Origin of the sequence: Bacteriovorax sp. PP10 (assembly GCF_035013165.1) — a bacterium.
GTDB classification, from domain to species: Bacteria; Bdellovibrionota; Bacteriovoracia; order Bacteriovoracales; family Bacteriovoracaceae; genus Bacteriovorax; species Bacteriovorax antarcticus.
The window spans coordinates 545,861-565,322 of record NZ_JAYGJQ010000002.1 but is presented as its reverse complement, the minus strand read 5'-3'; the positions used below and the strand labels follow the sequence as shown (position 1 = coordinate 565,322).

Sequence of the window (19,462 nt, the reverse complement as noted above, 5' to 3'; positions counted from 1 at the left end):
CGAAATCCTTATAAAATTAAGTATTTATTTTTCCCTTTTGCACTACCCTTTCCTTTACTAAGCCTTTGAATTCTTGGTACACTTGAGCATATTTATCAGGTTTAAAACAAGGTTTTGACGTGTCATTAAAAGACTTACAAGCAATTATTGATTCAGGAACAAAATTGACTCCAATGATGGATCAATATTTTCAAATCAAAAAAAATTATCCCGACACACTTCTTCTTTTTAGAATGGGCGACTTCTACGAAGTTTTCTTCGAAGATGCAAAAACTGCGGCCAGACTTTTAAATATCACACTCACTCACCGTGGAAAAATTGGCGACACACCAATCCCAATGGCAGGAATCCCTCACCACGCAGCTTCAGTTTATATTGATAGAATCACAAACCGCGGATTAAAAGTTGCGATCTGTGAACAAATCGAAGATCCAAAAGATGCAGTAGGAATTGTAAAACGCGGAGTCACTCAAGTTGTCTCTCCCGGAATGCCTTTTGATTTAGAAAAAACTCAAGGTCACGACCACAGATACATGGCCTCTGCTTTCAAAAAAGATAACTGCTACTATCTTGTTGCCCTGGACTTCACAACCGGTGACTTCAACGGTTACAAACATGAAAACTTTGAGAGCTTCATTGAAGGTCTAAGAATGCTTGCTCCTCGTGAGTTCGTTACATTCATGGGTCAATGGGACGGAGACGAAGGAAAAGATGTTGAATCAATCCTAAATCACTATGACGTTTTAAAAACTCATTTAAGTGAAGAGTACTTCAATCCAAAATTCACTGATCTTTATATTGAAAAAGTTATTCCTGGATTTAAACGCGATAAAATCATCAAGCTTGATGAATTAATCCTTAATCCAATCGGAGCTCTTGCTTACTATGTATGCTCGACTCAGTTACTGGAAAGCTTCATTCACATCCGCCCTTTCAAAATGAACTCTCAGGCGAACATTATGAAAGTCACTCTTCCAACTTTAGTTGGATTAGAGATTCTTCCAAAGTCGCGCGAATCTTATAAAGATTCATTACTGGGCTTCTTCGATAAAACAGAGACAGCAATGGGCGCAAGATACCTTCGCTCTCTTTTTGCTAATCCATTATTCAATCAAGACTCTATCAGCGAGCGCTTAGATATTATCTCTGCTCTAACTGATGACGACTCTTTAATTAAAGATCTTCGCGTTGAACTTTCAAAGATCCGCGATATCGAACGCATCCTTGCAAAGATCTCAATGAGCAAAGGGTCTGCTTCAGATTTATTAAATCTAGCGACGGCCGTGAATGCTTACACTGAAATCTTAAAGAACGTAAAAAACCTTCCAATCAAGGCCGTGCTTGCACCTGCTGAAATTAAAAAGCTTAGCGTTCTTGCTGAATCAATTAAGGCAACTCTTAATGATGAAGTCGGAGCAAGTCTTGAAAAAGGTAACCTGATTAAAGAAGGCGTAGATAAATCACGCGACCGCTTGGCAAAACTTCATTTGAATGTAGCTGAAGAGCTAATGAAAATGGAAACTCGCTTAAAAGACGAAACAGGAATCCAAAAACTAAGAATTAAATCAAATAACGTTTCAGGATTCTTCATTGAAATCTCAAAAGGAAGCGCGACTAAAGTTCCAAAGTCATTCGAGAGAAGACAAACTTTAGTAAACGCTGAGAGATATACAACTCCTGAGCTTGTTCAGTTAGAAAAAGAAACAATCACTGCTCAAACGAAACTAGAAAAATTAGAACGCGAAATCTTTAAAGGCCTGATCAACAATGTTTCAGACCTTAATCATTCAGTTCTTACGATGTCAGAGCACATTGCTTTCATCGATAGCTTCCAGGGATTAGCGAGTATTGCTCTCTCTGAAGGCTTCACTCGTCCTAAGTTCCATAGCGATAAACAAATATTAAACATTAAGCAGGGCTTCCACCCTCTTATTAAATCACTTATTAAAGATCAGTTCGTTTGCCACGATCTAAACCTTGATGAAAAAACTTATTTCGGTTTAATCACAGGTCCCAACATGGCCGGTAAGACAACTGTAATGAGAGAAGTGGCGATCATTCAACTCCTAGCTCAAATCGGATCATTCGTTCCGGCGAAGTCTGCTGATTTAAGTTTATGTGACTTCCTATTCTCACGTCTTGGTGCAAGTGATGACATCTTAAAAGGTCAGTCGACTTTCATGGTGGAAATGGCAGAGACGGCAGAAATTCTTCGTCACGCTAGTTCTAAATCACTTATCATCCTGGATGAAGTTGGTCGCGGTACTTCAACGTACGACGGTCTTTCTATCGCTTGGGGATTAGTAGAACACTTCATCGAACAAACAAAAGCTCTTACTCTTTTTGCGACTCACTACCATGAGTTAATTGAAGTTGTAGAAAACTACTCGACTGCTAAGAACTTAACAGTTGAAACAGTTAATCATAATGGAAACGTTCAGTTCCTTTACCGCTTAATTGAAAAACCAGCTTCTCAAAGTTTTGGTATTTACGTAGCGAAGCTTGCTGGTCTTCCAGCTTCTGTTCTTAAGCGTTCAGAAGAGATCCTTCACCTACTAGAGAAGAATCACCACAACCCAATGGAAGGACATCAGTTGACTGTAAAAGCAGTTAAAGATAACCAGAACACTCAACTATGCTTCTTAGATGATATTGTGATCGATGCGGAAATTCCTGCTCATCTACTGCACTTAGAAGAAGAGATCTCAAAACTCGATGTTATGAAAATGACTCCGATTGATGCTCTTTTAAAACTAAACGATTTAAAGAAACATCTCGAACTCCAATAAGAATTCACTTTTTCCTCATCTTTTTACTCTTACAACTCGATAAGTAAGTAAGAATTTGAAAGAGGAGGAAAAAGCATGAAACCAGAAATCTCAATCCTAAAAAAACGTGTCTATGCTTTCACCTCAGACCTTGGAATCGTGGTTGTTGCCAATTACTTTCTGATGGCGGCCTTTTCACAATTCGTTCACACAGTATTCTTTCACTTTCCATTCAACGTTCAATTATTCTTAATTAATAAAATGGCCGTGATGAGCTCGATCTCTCTAATGTCGATTACGTTCGCCTACTTTTCATTGTTTTATTTTGTGACGAATGGTCGCACGATGGGGAAAACACTGTTTGGTCTTCAGGTGAAAAACACAGATGGATCAGAGCTTACTCTTCAGCAGTCTATGCTTAGGGCCTTTGCTTACTTTACTTGTGCGATGACGGGGTCATTCCTATTCGCTCTTTCTTATATTAGAAAGGATGAGAAAAGTTTAGCTGACGTGTTTTCTGGAACGATGGTTGGAGTGGATGCTTTTGAAGAGAAAGCTCAGGGAACTGAATTCCAATTGAGTCTACTTGAAGCTCAACATGAAGATGTTGACTATGAACAAGACAGAGCTGCTTAAAAAAAATAATCAAATTATTGTCGTTTTCTACAGATAAAGTATCACCTTCATTACTATCACACGTGAAAATTCCAAGAAGAAAACTTGTTTTTTTTTACCAATGAGAATCCTCGAAAAGCATTGCAAATTCCTCTTTTTACAACATATAGAAAATTCATTAACTCTGAGTCTTGATTGAATTCTTTTTTAAGAATGTTATAAGTCTTTTTAATAACGAATAAACCAACAGGGGACGTATATGAAAAAAATGATTTTAGCTTTTATTGCTCTAATGACTATTATGACATCTGCTTTTGCTGCAACAGCAACTGATTTCGCCAATACGAAATGGGTAGGAAAAGACGATGAAACAAAAGACACTCTTACAATTACAATCGCTAAAGACCTAAGCTGGAAAGCTGTAAAAAAAGAAGCTACAGAGACTAAGACATTCTCTGGTAAAACTATCAAAGTAGGTCCAATTTTTGGTGGTGAAGCATCAGCTGAAAATCCAGTTGCTATAGTATTTTTAGTAGAAGCAGGTTCACCGAAATTAATTATTCCTCCTTTTGCTATCGTAGATGCAGAGACATTATCTTTTGACACTTTCACACTTCATAAAAAATAACAAAAAAAAGGCCCGCGAAATTCGCGGGCCTTTTTTTATTCTTTTAATTTTTCTTCTACTGCTTTGATCAAATCACCTTCGACCTTTTCTCCGTCCGAGTACATCTGCACCGGAACCAGGACTCCATCACTCACCTTCGCTGCGACGTTATCAGGAGAGATCGTAAAGCGCCCAAGGGCCTTTTCTGTCGGCCAGTCAATGTTATGGAAGACCACATAAACGATTTCAGAACAAACAATCTTCTTATCTGTTTCAACATCAAAGTTAAAATCGTAATCCTTTCCGATCTGAGCAAAAGCGCGAACTAAAAATTCTTTGCGTTGCTCATCAGTTAAGCTCGGGTCTCTTAGAACTAATAAATCGTCGATATTAAGGAAGTGATCCAGAGTATTGATTTGCACTCCTGGTCTTAGGGCCTCAATAATGAAATGCCCGTCTTTAATGGCTTCCTGGTAAGGCTTAACAACCGGATTATCCCAGACACCTAAGGCCTTTAGCTCGTCTTCATTCCCTACCCAAATCGCCACGTGACCGTAGAATCCAGGGATAAACTTATCAGTTAATCTAAAAGGAGTTTTTTCCAGCAGAATATCAAGAGGCTTCATGTTCTCTTTAATGTGCGCTTTTTCTCTTCTAGAAATTTTTGTCATGCGACCTTTTCTAAAAGCGATCAGCCCCACACTGTTACCAAAAACTTTACTTGTTGAATAAGTGAATAAATCACCTACAAAACTAGAGCGGTCAAAGATTCTGTTTGAAATGTTTTTAAATGAGCTTGGATCAACAATTGATTTATACTTCTCTTTCATGAAGTTATAGAACGGACTTTGAAGTGCAAGTAAGTCTAGGTATTTCTCTTCAGCAGAAACAAACGTTTTACTAGCTTCTTTATAAGCAATATCTTTGTCGAAAAGCTGAATTGATAAATACATTTTAGTTCTTTGAGTTACATCAAAGAAGCTATCTGTAATTTCATCAAATTCGAATTTTCCACCGACGAAATCTGTATTTAACAGCTTTCTCATCTTGCGACTTTTGTAATATGGATACAGGCCAAGCATATAACTGTCATAAAGAACTAAAGCAGCATTCAAAGAGATCTTTGTTTGAAACAATAACTCCTGCCCTTTTGCATCTAGTGGATCAATATAATAAACATTTAAACTTTTTGACGTCTTCTCACCTGGAACATACTTAACGATTGTACCGTCATCTACCAGTGACTGGTATTTGCTGGCATACTTCATCAGGCGCTCTCTTAAATTAAGATAAGTCTGAGCACTTTCATGAATCGACTGAATATCTTCATGAGTCAGTCTTTCGCGTTTTAATTTCTTTGCATTCTTTTCTGCAAACTCCATGGCCTTCGCACGCCATACAAGTGCCTCTTCCACCATCACCTGAAACTCTGCAACTTCAGAGGCGAGTACTTCATTTACTTGAACGTCTTCTGATGTGAGGATTTCCGGAGGTGAGGCCGGTGTACGGGTAAAGTTTGAGCAAGAAACAAGGGTAAGTAAGCTAATCAATATAAGTTTTTTCATTAAACAAGTTTATAACGAAACTCGGGTTCTCTGTAGAAGGCAAAAAAATGCCACTTCCCCCTTAAGTTTCAATATATCAAGTACCTAGGTTTTATAGATCTCGTCTAAAAATAAAAAAGGCCCCCGATCAACGGAGGCCTTTTTATTTTAAATTGTAATTATTAAAACTACCCTTCTAACATCGAACGAAGCATCCAAGCAGTTTTCTCATGCGATTGCATTCTTTGAGTAAGAAGATCCGCAGTCGGCTCATCATGACATTCATCAACGATCTGGAAAATTGATCTAGCTGTTCTCACAACTGACTCTTGTCCTGAAACAAGTTCAGCAATCATTTGTTGTGCAGTTAAATCACCTGTTGTTTCTTTTACAGAAGATAATTTCATGAACTCACCGTATGTAGCTGGAGCTTTTACACCAAGAGCTCTGATACGTTCTGCAATTAAGTCAACTGCAAGAGCTAGTTCGTTGTATTGTCCTTCGAACATTACGTGTAATGTTGGAAACATTGGCCCTGTTACGTTCCAGTGATAGTTGTGTGTTTTTAAGTAAAGAGTGTAAGTGTCAGCTAGAAGGTGTGATAAACCTTTTGCGATTTCTTCTCTGTTTTTTTCATCAATTCCAATGTCGATTTTTGATTTCATATTAACTCCCATTAATAGTTGGTTAGAAACTATAGATTATTAAATATTATGACTAAAGCTACTCCGCTTAAAAAGCTTGGTCTAACTAAAAAGCCGTAACTTTCGCCTTTTAGTTTTTCTGCCAGCTCACCTAGTACAACGCTCATCATCGCACCACCAGCAAAGGCCATAAGCAGTGGAAGCACGCCATCAATTTTGGCACTCATGTATCCACCAATAAGACCGCCGCCTAATTCTACGAGACCCGTTACAACAGTTCCTAAGAAGGCCATCATCGGATTTACTCCGAGAGTAATAAAGCTCAGAGCAGTAGTGAATCCTTCAGGTAAATTTTGAATCGCAATCGCTCCTAAAAGCGAATAGCCTTCTGTACCTGGAAGAGTCATCGTCGCACCTGAGGCAAGCCCTTCAGGAAAGTTGTGGACCATCATAGCAATGACGAAGAGAAGTGCTTTTTTATTTTTTTTCACGTTCTCATTATTTCGCATTATGTGTTCAAGAAGTTTTCCGGCCGATTTAATAAACGCGATCCCGCCCACGAGAGCAGCACTTATAAGTAAGAATTGATAATGTCTCTCTTCGATAGCACTCGCAGAATAGACTTTCTCATACGCCGGCCATATAAGTGAGAACGCCGCCGCGGATAGCATCAATCCGATGACGAAGTCCATGTTGATCCTGTTTAAGAATTTACCTAGTTTTGAATTGGCATTCATAAGAACGGGAACTGCACCTAACGTTGTCGCTAGACCTGAAACTCCCCCACCAATTAATCCAAGCAATATTCCTTCCATCAAACCTCCAGCTTCACTACTCTACTATCGCACTAAACTCCATTTCGATAAAATCAATTGGAATGATCATCTGATAGTTAAAAGCAATGAGTGTGTTGCATCCCATGATAGACACACCTCTGCCTTATAGGAGAATGCAACATAGAAGCCTTGCTCAAGCCACTGTAATTGCATATTTTCTATTCTTAAGACAGGCCAAAAATCCATGCTCTGAGGCAAAACACCCATTTATTTATTAGCATATTTAAACAAAATCCAGCTATAATTTCGATTCTTATAAATACACTGGGGACTGATGAATATTCATTATGATCAGGACATTCAAGACGAGCGAGATAGTCTCATACACTACTTCGATAAAACGCCAGTAGGGATTTGCATTTTTTCAGGGCCGGCGCATACGTTTGTGATGGTGAATGAACAATACAAATCATTCATGGGTGCCAGAGATTATATTGGCCGAGATGCTATTGATGTTATCCCTGAATTTGCAGATCAAAAATTCTTCGACATTTTAAATAACGTTTATAAAACAGGAAAAATTTTTAACGGCAAAGAAATGCCGATGCTCATCTCTCTTCCAAGTGGTGCAACCAAGACAAGCTACTTCGATATTACTTTTCAACCCATCCTGGACTTACACAAAATCGTTACCAGCGTGATGCAGGTTTCGATTGATGTCACAGATAAGGTTGTAGCAAATAAAATTGTTCAGGAAAATTTTGATCGCATGAAAAAACTAGCGAATAGCATGCCTCAGATTGTATGGAAGGCCGATCATAACGGAAATCTTTATTATACCAATTCAAGATGGGAAGAGTTCACAGGTGAAATGAGTCCAGGAAAGTGGCTTCACTATATTCATCCTGAAGATTTAGAAAGAACTCAATTGTTATGGAGAGTATCAATTGAGAGTGGTGCACCTTTTGAAACTGAGTTTCGAATCAAAAGAGTTGATGGCCAATACCACTGGCATTTAACCAGAGCGCGTGCTGACTTTGATAAAAATGGGTTAATCACTCGCTGGTATGGGACATGTACGAATACTGAAGAGCAAATGACTTTGTCTCAGGAACTTTCAACTGCTCACATCACAGTAGAAATGGAGAGACAAAAGTTTGAAACACTTTTTCACGGTGCCCCTGCGGCGATGGCCATTTTAAAAGGTCCCAATTTTATCTTTGAAAGAGTGAACACAGAGTTTTCTACTATTTTTCACCATCGCGAATTACTTGGAAGACCTCTTGCCAGTGCGATTCCTGAATTCCTCAATCGCCCTGAGCTTTTAGAAAAAATGAAAGAAGTTTTCAATACTGGAATTACTTATTCCGTAAAGGAGATGAAAAGTATTCTGTCGAATGATGGACCCCACTCTCTTCTTCAATATGTCGACATTACCTATAAGCGAATGAATACTTCCGACGGACTTCCCTATGGGATTTATATTTTCGCAACAAATGTCACCGAAAAAGTAAATGCCAGAAAACAAATCCAGGAAAGTGAAACTGAATTCAGAGCACTCACTGAAGTTATGCCACAAATTATTTTTACTGCCGCTCCGAATGGAGATGTCACCTACTTCAATGAGAGATGGGAAAATTACACTGGAACTGCTTCTAAAGAATCGATGGGATGGAAATGGAGTCATCTTCACCATCCTGAAGACCTGGATCGTGTAACAAAAGTCTGGGTAAATTCTTTAATGACAGGTGTTCCTTATCAAACAGAAATGAGACTTAAAGGTAAAGATGGGCAATACCGCTGGTTCTTAGCGAGAGCTCTTCCTACTCTTGATAGCAATGGAAAAATTTGTAAGTGGATTGGAACTCACACTGACATTCATGAACAAAAAACAATTTCTCAAAAACTTGAATCAGTTGTTGATGAAGTTAAGTCTTCTAAAAACCTCGCAGAAAGTGCCAACAATGCCAAGAGTGCTTTTCTGGCGAACATGAGTCATGAAATTAGAACTCCATTGGGATCAATCATGGGATTTTTAAATCTAATGAGAAACCCTAACCTGGATATGATTGATTTAAATAAATACATTTCTATTGCCGAGAGAAACTCTGAGCAGCTCCTTAGAATCATCGATGACATTCTCGATCTTTCAAAAGTTGAAGCTGGTAAATTGATGATTGAAAAAATCGATTTCAATTTAACCGAACTCTTAGCTGACGTTTCTTCTTTAATGGAATTCAGGGCCCAGGAAAACGGGATCCGCTTTCATATGCAGACCATGACGGAGCTTCCAGAAGTCATGAACTGTGACCCGACCAGAATTAAGCAAATCCTGATGAATGCTATTGGAAATGCCATTAAGTTCACTCTTAAAGGAACTGTGACACTCCAGGTGAGCTACATGAATTCCAGACTTCGTTTTGCCATCATCGATACTGGTGTTGGTATTTCTGAACAACAAGCTTCACAACTCTTCCAGGCCTTCACGCAAGCGGATGTTTCGACAACTAGAAAGTATGGTGGAACAGGGCTTGGTTTAATTTTAACCAAGAGACTATGTGAAGAAATGTCTGGTGAATTTTACCTTCAACAAAGCCAGGTCGGCGTAGGAAGTACCTTCATCGCTACAGTTAAAGTTGATGTTTCAAGTGAAACCAAATTCTTTACAGAAGCAAAGTCTCACTTTTATAAACCTGCCGAAATCTTCGCCGACAAAATGGCCTTACATAATTTAAAAATCCTGGTCATTGATGACCTGGAAGATAACCTGACTTTAATTAACGTCCTTCTCTCTGATGTCGGTGCTCACGTCACAACCATCAGCGATCCCTATGAAGGGATTAATCAGGCCCTGGTGAATCAGTTTGATATCATCCTGATGGATATTCAGATGCCAGTGATGAATGGCTATGAAGTGACAAAACAAATCAGACAGAAAGGTAAGACACTTCCAATTATCGCTCTAACTGCCCATGCGATGAAAGAAGAAAGAATGCGAGCACTTAATTTTGGTTTCTCAGGATTTTTACCAAAACCTATCAATACAAATGAGCTGATCCAGACAATTAAAAAACTCACAACAGTAGAGACCATCGTAACAAACAAAGAAGTGGCCATCGTTGAAGATGATCCTGACTTAAGAGATCTGCTTGAAGCGATCCTGCGCAATCAAAAATTCAATGTGCATTTTATGGAAACTGGTGAAGAGCTCATCGAACATTTGAAAACAAACAGCACTCCAGAGTTAATTCTGGTGGATTTATTCCTTCCTAAAATGTCGGGGTCTGACTTGATTCCGATTCTTAACAATCGCACTGACAGAGATCAGTTTAAAGTTGTTATCGCTTCGGGCTCTGATGATATCTCAGGCAAAGTGAAAAACTTGAAAGCTGACGGCTACCTGAAGAAGCCGTACAACTCTCGAAGTATTGTTGATTCGATTAACGCTTTTTTACTTTAAGCTTTTGTCGTCCAGTTGAAATGAAGCTCTTTTAATTGAGCATCATTTGGGCGTGACGGAGCTTGTGACATTAGATCACTCGCTGAAGCTGTTTTAGGGAAAGCAATAACGTCTCTGATTGAATCTGTTCCAGTTAGAATCATAATCAATCTATCAAGACCAAAAGCAAGTCCTGCGTGTGGAGGAACTCCGTATTTTAGTGCTTCAATAAAGAAACCAAACTGCGCTTTTGTTTCTTCTGGAGTAAATCCTAAAACTTTAAACATTCTATCTTGAACAGAGTTGTCGAAAATTCTTACTGATCCACCACCGATTTCATAACCATTACAAACAACGTCGTAAGCTTCTGCAGTCAGAGTTCTTAGAGGTCCGTTTGGATCTGTATGATCAGAGTTCATGAAGATGTCCATTTTTTCACGTGATGGCATTGTGAAAGGATGGTGAGCAGCTGTATATCTTCCGCCAGCTCCATTGTCTCCTTCACTCCATTCAAGAAGTGGGAAGTCATATAACCATAGGAAGGCATCTTCTTTTCCGATTAAGTTAAGTTTTTGTCCAAGGTTTCTACGAAGTGCATCTGCACTTGCGTGAGCAACGTTGTGGTTGTTATCCGCGAAGAATAACCAAGTTCCGTCACCTTTTTCTTCCGATTTCTCAAAAAGCTTAGCTTCGATTTCTGGTGTGATGAATTTAGAAATACCAGTTGTTCTCTCACCTTTTGAAAGTTTGTAGAACGCGACTCCTTTTCCACCGTAAGGTTTTACGATTTCAACGAATCCATCTGTATCTTTACGAGTGAACTGCCCATAGGCTTCCGGCACGAACATCGCTTTAATAATTCCACCGTTGTCACCAACACTAGCAAATGTCGCGAACTCAGATCCTTTGAAGACATCTGTGACGATCATTTGTTTTAAACCAAAACGTAAGTCTGGTTTATCGCATCCGTATGTGTTCATAGCATCTACATACTTCATCATTGGAAGTTTAAAATCTTCTGGCTTATTAAATACGGCCTTAAGAATCTTCTCAACAAGGTTTTTCATATACTCTTGAGTCGCAAATGAAACTTCAATATCCACTTGAGAGAATTCCGGCTGTCTGTCTGCACGTAAATCTTCATCACGGAAACAACGGCAGATTTGGAAATACTTATCTGTTCCACCAATCATTAAAAGCTGCTTAAGCGTTTGTGGCGATTGTGGAAGAGCGTAAACTTGCCCAGGGTGAACACGTGATGGAACAATATAGTCACGCGCTCCTTCCGGAGTCGACTTATAAAGAATCGGAGTTTCAACTTCAACGAAATCTTCTGAAGATAAAAGCTGACGAACAGTGTTCATCGTTTTTGATCTCAGTTTTAAAATGTCCTGAAGTTTTTTCGTTCTTAAATCAAGGTATCTGTATTTAAGTCTTAAATCTTCTGTTGCTTCAACTGAACCAAATGGAAGAAATGGAATTGAGTCGATGTCACAACGAGATAGAAGAGTTAACTCTTCAACCTGCACTTCAACCATTCCTGTTTCCATCTGACCATTTTGTGCTTCAGGTGGACGAGACACAACAGTCCCCTTTGCCATGATGACAGATTCAAGTGAGCATTTTTTTAAGTCGTCGATGTTGCCTTTGAAATTAACGAAACCTAATTGAGTGATCCCGTGCTTATCTCTAAGGTCGATAAAATGAAGCGAGCCTAAGTTTCTATACTTATTAACCCATCCGCAAAGGACAACGCTCTTACCGATATCCGAATCTCGTAACTCTCCATTGTGATGAGTTCTCATGAGTCCTTGGATAACTGTGTTCGTGGCCATTGCAATCTCCCTGCGTTTTAGAGACAATTCACTGGAAACTATTCCCAGGAATGCTAATGACAAATATATATCAAAAGGCCTCAAAACTCATTAAGAATATCGCGGTGATCACTGCTGTTCTTCCTATGATGGCGTGGGCAAATGTCTCGTACCAAATGAGTAACCCGAGCTCAGAAAAAGTGAATGTCCGTCTTGCACTCTCTCGCATGGAGCACTCGCGTGGGTTAAGTGGAATCAGGCCTTCTGACTTTCCCGACACACAATCAATGCTTTTCGTGAACGATGGTATGGGTGATCGCCGTTTTTGGATGCCAGACACTTATTTTAATTTAGATATTATCTTTCTCGACACTGACCTGAAAATTGTGGGAATTGAAAAAAATGTTCCTTTCCACCCTGGAATGGCCGAGCCGCCGGTGATTTTTCGCACTAAGACTTATAAGGCGCAGTTTGTTCTGGAAACAAAAGCAAACGCACCTTTTTCTAAAAAATTAAAAGTTGGTGATAAATTAAAATGGATTAGCCCGACGCCTATTTCGGAAATAGTACTAAAAACTCGTCAGCTGCAATAAAGCCTAAGTTATCGCGAACAAGTTTCTTCTGGAAACCTGAATCCGAGCGCATGCGTTCGATCTCGCGAACTAATTGCATGTTCTCTTTCTTGATATCACTTAGTTCAGCTAATCTGTCTGCAACGGCACCCTTTTGAGAGTAGAAATCCGTCACTCCACCTGTAGCGAAGATTAATCTTAAAACCATTAGACCACAAAAGATCCATGACCCTTTAACTAACCAGTTCACATACTTTGGATCCATCGACTTTTGTTTTTTTCTTGTCGATGTCGTTGTGTAACTTATTTGAGAAGCGACTTTTTTCGGAGTGCGCTTTACTGGAACAAATTCTGTATCGTCAGGTTTTGCTACTGATCTACGGCTCACAACACTCGTTCCTTTTGAAGGCATTGGTGTCGTGTCCACATGATCATTCATCGTACCGTTTGCTTCAGCAACTTTCGCTGCTCCGGCCATACGTGCTCTTAGTCTTGCTCTTGGAGATTGAGTCTCTGCTGCTTTTGGAGCTTCAGGTGGCAACTGAGGAGCTTGTTGTTTTGCTTCCTGTCTCATCTGCTCTCTGTGCTCTTCTCTTTCAGTATTCGCTGCTTGTTGAGCATGTTGTGCGTATGCTGCGTACTCAGCTTGTTTCTGAGCCTCTCTCGCTCTCATCGCTTCCATATTTGCTTGTCTGTGAGCTTCACGTAAAGCTTCTTGTTGAGCAATATGAGCTTGGTCGTCTTGAGACAAATGTGACGATTGAGAAAAGAATGAACCTTGTTGTTGTTGTTCTGCTTGCGGAGCTGCTTGTTGCTGCTGAGGTTGAGCAAACGACTGCGCTTGCGGTGGCCTCCCCGCCTCTCGTTCAGCTTGTTTTGAGCGATTTCTTTCAATAGCTTTACGAAGTCTTTCATTCGCAATTGTAGAAGGATCAGCTGTATTTAAATCCGGACCAGGTCTTGGCCCTGCAGATTGCTGTGAATTATTTTGAGGCTGAGATTGTGTCTGAGAGTCGGGCCTTCTGGCACCAGAATCTCTAGAACGATCAAATGAAAATTCCAAGGCAACATCCTGTCGTTAAAGATAAGAAAAACAAAATCCTGTTGTTTTAACTTATTTTACCCGAGCTTGGTTTTGACTTCAATCCAAAATTTGCGAACAATTGCCAGTTCGTGAAAATAATAAAAAAGAGTTCTCCCCATTGAGTTGTCGGGGAAATTTTCCATAGTCGTATGATTGATTCCTTCTAAGAAAATATTCTTAAAAGATATGAAACCTAAATGGTCAGGCTTTTGAGAAGCGACCGTGATGCTTTTGTCATCACAAGAAAATTCGCTGATAGGAAATGAACTACGAAGAAGAGTTTTGGCCTGATTCATACGAAGTGCGGCCACACTTCCATCTCCGATAGGACCAAGCTGGATGTATTTATCCGCGCGGTTGATTCCATGAGATTTAAAGAAAATTTCAAATCTCCCCTGCTTAATTCCGTTTTCGCTCAATGAACTTTCGTCCATCCACCAGCTAAAACCAGGGTCACTGATATTGCAAACAGCGTCTTCCTGATGAGGGAAACGACGGTTTATGATCTGCTCTCTCACCGCTTCAGCAAGTTCAAATGTATCTGTTTCAAAGAAGAGAACAGATGAAAAATCGTCGTCATGACTCAATTTCAAGATTGGTCTTTTAGTCGAATCAGCATCGTTTAGATCGAAGAATGCTTCTTTAATGTTTAGTGTAGTGTATCCACGGACACAAAATGTACTCGGCCCATTGTGGATTTTATAAATCACCCCAGGAGTTTCGGGGAATAAAGAGACATAGGTCGGAGGAGCAATATTTTCCTCATGAGTAGCCTGCTCGGGAATCTCAGAGGCAACTTCGTCTTGAATCATGCTATCAGCAAGGTCGAATAAATAATCAGTGTCATCTTCCGTTGGTAAAAACGAAGTTTGAACAGGTGTTTCGGCCGCTTTGATAGGAGGAGTGCTCGCGCGTAGGTACTCAGTCAGTGCCAACGTCTCTTGAAGTAATAAATCTAGGCTAAGGTCGTTCTGGTCCATTCATATCCTATGAAAGGAGAAGTTTAATCTCAGTAATAATTGTAAAATTAAAATGACTCTATTGACAAGAATTTATCTCATCAAATTTAAGTGCAGCAAAGTATTTTAATAAATTTACCAGAGGTATGAAAAAACTTCGATAAAAATATAGATCGAAAAAATCACAATGATTGGAGAAAAATCGAAGGCCAATCCGGAAGGTAAAAATCTTCTGACTGGATCACAAGTGTAATCGCAAATTTTCTTAAGTTTAAATCTCCACGCAAACTTGTTAGTTTGCGGGAAGAAACTCAGGATCGCATCGATCGTAAGTAGAATGGTGTAAAACTTAAGTAAAAATCTAATCATTGAAATCTCGCTTAATACTTACGGGCCGCAATTTCTCTTCTTTCGCGGTATACATGACATACACACGCACCATAGAAGAAAAAACACATTAAATAGAAAAGCCAAATAACCCCTACTACCGACGTATACAGGTCACCATAATTTCTCATCAGACCAGTACGTACGTAATAGATATAGATCCAAAAAAGTGATTTACCGACAAAGACCGACATCGAAAATGCCAGGGCCGCAACGAAAGCTTCTTTGAGTAGAATCTTCCACGAAAACAGCCAGCGGTATAAAACTGTAAAATAAATAATCAAGATGCTCACGTGCAGAAAATTTGATTTTAACCAGTATGATTTTCTTAAATTAATCTTCTTAATAAAAGTTAAAACCGGCCTTAGGAAATCAAAGTTCTCATAGAAGAATTGAGTAATAACATTCGTCTGGATGAACTTCACGACATAGATAATTAGTGGTGGAAGTAAAAACAGTACCAGGACCATGATCAGGGTAATCCCGATAATCACGAACCCTTTTGAAATCCTCCACCATGAAAGAATACTTTTATCTTCCGTAATAAAGTAAATCCCCATCCAGATCGAATTTAAAAAAGTAATGGCCGATACGGCTAAAACAAAAAAGTTTAAAATGGTAAATTGAGTTCCAGCAAATAGCGGCCCCTTGATCATTCCCTGAAGAGTAATTAAAAGTTGTGGTGCGACTTCCGGAAAAAATTTTCCAGCTAAGATAAAAAGGTATTTCTGAGTCTGGTTCACATTCCCTAAAAAGTACCCGATCCCTCTGACGATCAAAAGTAAAAATGGAACGACAGTGATAAGCGCATAAAATGTCGCTGAAGACGCTAGTGTCGTACCTTTTTTGTCGTGAAACAATAAAGCGCCCTTGTACAAATTTCTTGCACCGTCTTTAGAGTTACGGACCACATCATGGAATAATTTCATCTCTCTATGCTAACTGAAAGATTAAAAAAGTGAAAGCTGCGGACCGCGCATTTCTTCAAAACTTTTCCCAAATAAACCGAGGATACTATCGGCAATGGGGGCCAGCTGGCGGTCGAGGTAATAATCGTAGTCAACATCAGCATGAGGAAGCTCGATGGGAATCGCTCCTCTTAACGTCATCACGTATTGTGGTCTTTTCTTCAAAATCCCCAATTGGTCATAAAGAAGTTTGGCCGCACGGGCGTGAGGTGGAACATTTTTAATATACTCATCAAGTGGTTTGCTCAAACGCTTACTCAGAACCAATTGGTCATCCAACTCTTTTTTCTCGAGTTTTTTAAGTGTCTCATCGATATATTCCTGAACATCTTCTCCGTAAAAAACTCTTCTGATGAGTTCATACTGAAAATTGCGGGCGAGAAGTGACCAGTCTGACCTGACATACTCCATTCCCGTTAAAACCATCTCTTCGACTTTTTTGCCATCAACATTTTTTATCGCGAGCCCTGCATAACGCTTTTTGGCCCCTTCCTCATTTCCACGAGCAGAAGTCAAAATGAGAGTTTGAAAAAATTTGTCGTATTGAATTTCAAGTTTTGATTCGACATCAAAATCTGTTTTTAGTTTATCTGTCAGAAAGATATTAACTTCGTTCACCAGAATTTTTGCCTGACCGTCATAATCTTCAATGGTCGGAAGCTGAACAAAAAGTGAATCGGTATCACCGTATAAAACAGCAAAGCCTCTTTGCTCCAAGTATTCGATGACAGTCTTTAAAATCCACTGCCCACTTCCCGTAATTCCATCAGGAAGATCTTCCTGATAAAAGCGGCATCCACTCGATCCCATCACTCCGTAAAAACTATTCATAAGAATTTTTACAGCTTGAGACAGGTTGGTATTTTTTAATTTTTTCGCTTCACTTCGACGGTCCAGAAGTTCGGCAATTTTCCCTGGCAAGATATGATTGGTTCTCGAAAACTTTATTCCAACTGGAGTTGTAAGCGGATTCACATCGCGCTGAAGTCTTGAAAGGGGATCAATTAAAAAAGTCTGAATCACTGTGGGATAAAGACTCTTAAAATCCATCACTAAAACATTGGGATGAATTCCGACTTTTGGATTTAAAACAAATCCACCTTTAGCTTGTCTCACCCATCCAATATCTTCAACGTTCGGAGCAACAACTCCTGCCTCATGAAGTGATGGCAAGTAAAAGTGATCAAACGATGCCGTCGATCCGCCTACTCTCTCAATCAGCATTCCTGAAATAAAAGACCTGGTTAAAAGCAGATCTATCAATTTAGTTTTTTCAAAAATATCTAAAACTAAAGTTGCATCCATCACATTATAGCGGGCAAGGGCCATCTTATCTTCGCGGAAGCGTCTTTCGATCTCTCCCCACTTATCAAATGACTCATCCTCATCAATATCTTTTCCTGAACCCAAAAGCTCTTTCGCGACATGATTGAGTTTAAAACTCTCAAAACTAAAGAAGTTCATCTTCATGGCCCAAGGGCCATCAATGACAACTCGACCTTCAAGCCTTACATGCCATTCACCTCGCGCACTTTGAAACATATCAAGCGCACGATTATTTCTTCCCAAGGCAATCGGAAATTTTAATTCTTTGGATTTTCTATCTAAAAAATGAAAGTCAAAACCGATGACATTCCATCCGGTGAAAATATCCGGATCTAATCTTTTAACCGCTGACTGGAAAAAATCCAGCAGACCTTGTTCTTTCATCGAGAATTTTACATCAGGAGTATCTATCCCCTGACCTAAAACGACAGTGTGATCTTCGTTTAAAGCTTTTGACCTGAAACTATAAGCAAGAGACAGAAGTCTTCCATCTTTTCCCGTCTCAATATCAAATGACATGATTTTATAATCGGGATAATAATTTCCTGGAGTGATTTTGGGATTTTCAAAAGTTAAAAGCCCATCTTTCATCACCCCGTTACCCGAGATATTAATTTGAGCAAAAATATTGTTATCCATCAAGTAACGTTCAAGTGCCTTGATGTCTGATTCAAATGTACGAAGTCCTTGAGAGACAAAATTCTGGCATTTATTTTTTAAATCTTCCTGAGTATTGCACACCACTTTTTCAACCCAATAACCATCTAAACTCTTAAACGATGTAGGTTGTTTACTCTCAACAAAAAAATAATTCTGAAATTGATTAATCGTGACAAGAAAAGATCCTTGATTCGACTGGCCGTAAAGCTTGATAACCGTTCGATTATCATAATCAAAACTAGTTCCTTTAAAAATAAATGCTTCGATTTGTGTTTGCATCTGGGCTAGAATACCCCTATCAATTTTGAAATAAAAGAAAATACGAAAGAGGTAGATAATGTTGGAAATGTACCCTGAACTAAAACCCTACAATACAGGCTTTTTAAAAGTCTCAGACCTGCACAATATTTATTTTGAAGAAGCAGGAAATCCCAATGGAAAACCAGTCGTTTTTCTTCACGGTGGACCAGGTGGTGGGATCACAGATAGCATGCGCAGATATTTCGATCCAAAAAAATGGAGAATCGTTTTATTTGATCAAAGAGGATGTGGAAAGAGCACTCCATTTGCTGAACTAAAAGACAATACAACTTGGGATCTGGTTGCCGATACAGAAAAAATTCGCAATCACTTAAAAATTGAAAAATGGTCAGTGTTTGGTGGTTCATGGGGGTCAACTCTTGCTCTTGCCTACTCGATCACTCACCCTTCTGTTTGTACGGAACTTTTCCTTCGTGGAATCTTTCTTCTAAGAAAAAAAGAAATCGACTGGTTTTACCAGGAAGGCTGCTCAAGAATTTATCCTGATGCTTGGGAGTCGTATGTTAAGCCAATCCCTGAAAACGAACGTCACGATTTCGTGCAGGCGTTTTATAAACGTTTAACAAGTCCTGAAGCAAGTGTGAGAAAAGAAGCCGCACACGCATGGTCAGTATGGGAAGGATCAACCTCAAAACTGATTCCTGATTCAGATTTCGCTGCAAGATTTGGTGAAGATGACTTCGCTGATGCTTTTGCACGTATTGAATGCCACTACTTTACGAATAAAGGATTTTTCACAGAAGATAACTGGCTTATCAATAACGTTGATAAAATCCGTCATATCCCGACTGTCATTGTTCAAGGTCGTTACGATGTCGTTTGTCCTGCCGATAGTGCATGGGCACTTCACCGCGCTTTCCCTGAAGCAGAACTGCATTTAATCGCTGATGCTGGCCACTCTCTTTCTGAGAAAGGGATTACAAGTAAGCTGATTGAATACACTGATAAGTGGGCGTAAATCTGAGGACATTTTCTCAA

At 39.4% G+C, this 19,462-nt stretch carries 15 protein-coding genes; 6 read left to right on the top strand and 9 right to left on the bottom strand.

The genetic code is table 11. The annotated features are described in order from the left end of the window. Window positions 1–119 precede the first annotated feature (119 nt). The 3 genes from mutS to SHI21_RS12670 all read left to right on the top strand — a co-directional run bounded on the left by mutS (window position 120) and on the right by SHI21_RS12670 (window position 4,011). Window positions 120–2,789 carry a DNA mismatch repair protein MutS gene (gene mutS, locus SHI21_RS12680; protein ID WP_323576964.1) on the top strand — a complete coding sequence of 890 codons (2,670 nt, stop codon included), beginning with the start codon at window positions 120–122 and terminating at the stop codon, window positions 2,787–2,789. A 75-nt stretch (window positions 2,790–2,864) separates the two neighbouring features. Beyond that, window positions 2,865–3,404 (top strand): RDD family protein, encoded by a 540-nt coding sequence (locus tag SHI21_RS12675; RefSeq protein ID WP_323576963.1) that lies wholly within the window; start codon window positions 2,865–2,867, stop codon window positions 3,402–3,404. A 238-nt stretch (window positions 3,405–3,642) separates the two neighbouring features. Then, window positions 3,643–4,011, top strand: a complete 369-nt coding sequence (locus SHI21_RS12670; RefSeq protein ID WP_323576962.1) for a hypothetical protein — start codon at window positions 3,643–3,645, stop codon at window positions 4,009–4,011. 35 nt (window positions 4,012–4,046) lie between these two features. Here the strand turns inward: SHI21_RS12670 and SHI21_RS12665 are convergent, their stop codons facing one another. From SHI21_RS12665 to SHI21_RS12655, 3 genes are all read right to left on the bottom strand, one after another. Continuing rightward, on the bottom strand, window positions 4,047–5,555 hold the full coding sequence (locus SHI21_RS12665) for a YiiX/YebB-like N1pC/P60 family cysteine hydrolase (protein ID WP_323576961.1): 1,509 nt from the start codon (window positions 5,553–5,555) through the stop codon (window positions 4,047–4,049). 167 nt (window positions 5,556–5,722) lie between these two features. Then, complete coding sequence (locus SHI21_RS12660) at window positions 5,723–6,199, bottom strand: Dps family protein (RefSeq protein WP_323576960.1); 477 nt, start codon at window positions 6,197–6,199, stop codon at window positions 5,723–5,725. 29 nt (window positions 6,200–6,228) lie between these two features. After that, a complete protein-coding gene (locus SHI21_RS12655) occupies window positions 6,229–6,993 on the bottom strand; it encodes a ZIP family metal transporter (protein WP_323576959.1) in 765 nt (254 codons plus the stop codon). A gap of 295 nt (window positions 6,994–7,288) precedes the next feature. Here SHI21_RS12655 and SHI21_RS12650 point away from each other — a divergent pair, with 295 nt between their 5' ends. Continuing rightward, window positions 7,289–10,414, top strand: a complete 3,126-nt coding sequence (locus tag SHI21_RS12650; protein ID WP_323576958.1) for a response regulator — start codon at window positions 7,289–7,291, stop codon at window positions 10,412–10,414. Here SHI21_RS12650 and aspS read toward each other — a convergent pair. Then, window positions 10,411–12,228 carry an aspartate--tRNA ligase gene (aspS, locus tag SHI21_RS12645; RefSeq protein WP_323576957.1) on the bottom strand — a complete coding sequence of 606 codons (1,818 nt, stop codon included), beginning with the start codon at window positions 12,226–12,228 and terminating at the stop codon, window positions 10,411–10,413. The genes SHI21_RS12650 and aspS overlap by 4 nt on opposite strands. Window positions 12,229–12,284: 56 nt before the next feature. Here aspS and SHI21_RS12640 point away from each other — a divergent pair, with 56 nt between their 5' ends. Beyond that, window positions 12,285–12,800 carry a DUF192 domain-containing protein gene (locus tag SHI21_RS12640; RefSeq protein WP_323576956.1) on the top strand — a complete coding sequence of 172 codons (516 nt, stop codon included), beginning with the start codon at window positions 12,285–12,287 and terminating at the stop codon, window positions 12,798–12,800. Here SHI21_RS12640 and SHI21_RS12635 read toward each other — a convergent pair. The 5 genes from SHI21_RS12635 to SHI21_RS12615 form a co-directional block, all read right to left on the bottom strand. Then, window positions 12,760–13,842, bottom strand: a complete 1,083-nt coding sequence (locus SHI21_RS12635; protein ID WP_323576955.1) for an FtsB family cell division protein — start codon at window positions 13,840–13,842, stop codon at window positions 12,760–12,762. The genes SHI21_RS12640 and SHI21_RS12635 overlap by 41 nt on opposite strands. A gap of 56 nt (window positions 13,843–13,898) precedes the next feature. Next, window positions 13,899–14,843, bottom strand: a complete 945-nt coding sequence (locus SHI21_RS12630) for a hypothetical protein (protein ID WP_323576954.1) — start codon at window positions 14,841–14,843, stop codon at window positions 13,899–13,901. 114 nt (window positions 14,844–14,957) lie between these two features. Then, window positions 14,958–15,191: a YggT family protein gene (locus SHI21_RS12625; RefSeq protein WP_323576953.1), complete on the bottom strand. Its 234-nt coding sequence runs from the start codon at window positions 15,189–15,191 to the stop codon at window positions 14,958–14,960. An 11-nt stretch (window positions 15,192–15,202) separates the two neighbouring features. Continuing rightward, on the bottom strand, window positions 15,203–16,138 hold the full coding sequence (locus SHI21_RS12620; RefSeq protein WP_323576952.1) for a YihY/virulence factor BrkB family protein: 936 nt from the start codon (window positions 16,136–16,138) through the stop codon (window positions 15,203–15,205). Window positions 16,139–16,159: 21 nt separating this feature from the next. Next, a complete protein-coding gene (locus SHI21_RS12615) occupies window positions 16,160–18,442 on the bottom strand; it encodes a DNA polymerase II (protein ID WP_323576951.1) in 2,283 nt (760 codons plus the stop codon). Window positions 18,443–18,500: 58 nt separating this feature from the next. On the opposite strand from SHI21_RS12615, the gene pip reads away from it, so the two are divergent. Continuing rightward, window positions 18,501–19,442, top strand: a complete 942-nt coding sequence (gene pip / locus SHI21_RS12610) for a prolyl aminopeptidase (protein ID WP_323576950.1) — start codon at window positions 18,501–18,503, stop codon at window positions 19,440–19,442. Window positions 19,443–19,462: the final 20 nt, after the last annotated feature.

What these genes read in the sequence shown, in the direction of transcription:
- SHI21_RS12675 (WP_323576963.1), top strand. Translation starts at nt 2,865, where the DNA reads ATGAAACCAGAAATCTCAATCCTAAAAAAACGTGTCTATGCTTTCACC.
- SHI21_RS12665 (WP_323576961.1), bottom strand. Translation starts at nt 5,555, where the DNA reads ATGAAAAAACTTATATTGATTAGCTTACTTACCCTTGTTTCTTGCTCA.
- pip (WP_323576950.1), top strand. Translation starts at nt 18,501, where the DNA reads ATGTTGGAAATGTACCCTGAACTAAAACCCTACAATACAGGCTTTTTA.
- SHI21_RS12640 (WP_323576956.1), top strand. Translation starts at nt 12,285, where the DNA reads ATGACAAATATATATCAAAAGGCCTCAAAACTCATTAAGAATATCGCG.
- SHI21_RS12625 (WP_323576953.1), bottom strand. Translation starts at nt 15,191, where the DNA reads ATGATTAGATTTTTACTTAAGTTTTACACCATTCTACTTACGATCGAT.
- SHI21_RS12650 (WP_323576958.1), top strand. Translation starts at nt 7,289, where the DNA reads ATGAATATTCATTATGATCAGGACATTCAAGACGAGCGAGATAGTCTC.
- SHI21_RS12670 (WP_323576962.1), top strand. Translation starts at nt 3,643, where the DNA reads ATGAAAAAAATGATTTTAGCTTTTATTGCTCTAATGACTATTATGACA.
- SHI21_RS12660 (WP_323576960.1), bottom strand. Translation starts at nt 6,199, where the DNA reads ATGAAATCAAAAATCGACATTGGAATTGATGAAAAAAACAGAGAAGAA.
- SHI21_RS12655 (WP_323576959.1), bottom strand. Translation starts at nt 6,993, where the DNA reads ATGGAAGGAATATTGCTTGGATTAATTGGTGGGGGAGTTTCAGGTCTA.
- SHI21_RS12615 (WP_323576951.1), bottom strand. Translation starts at nt 18,442, where the DNA reads ATGCAAACACAAATCGAAGCATTTATTTTTAAAGGAACTAGTTTTGAT.
- SHI21_RS12620 (WP_323576952.1), bottom strand. Translation starts at nt 16,138, where the DNA reads ATGAAATTATTCCATGATGTGGTCCGTAACTCTAAAGACGGTGCAAGA.
- aspS (WP_323576957.1), bottom strand. Translation starts at nt 12,228, where the DNA reads ATGGCCACGAACACAGTTATCCAAGGACTCATGAGAACTCATCACAAT.
- SHI21_RS12630 (WP_323576954.1), bottom strand. Translation starts at nt 14,843, where the DNA reads ATGGACCAGAACGACCTTAGCCTAGATTTATTACTTCAAGAGACGTTG.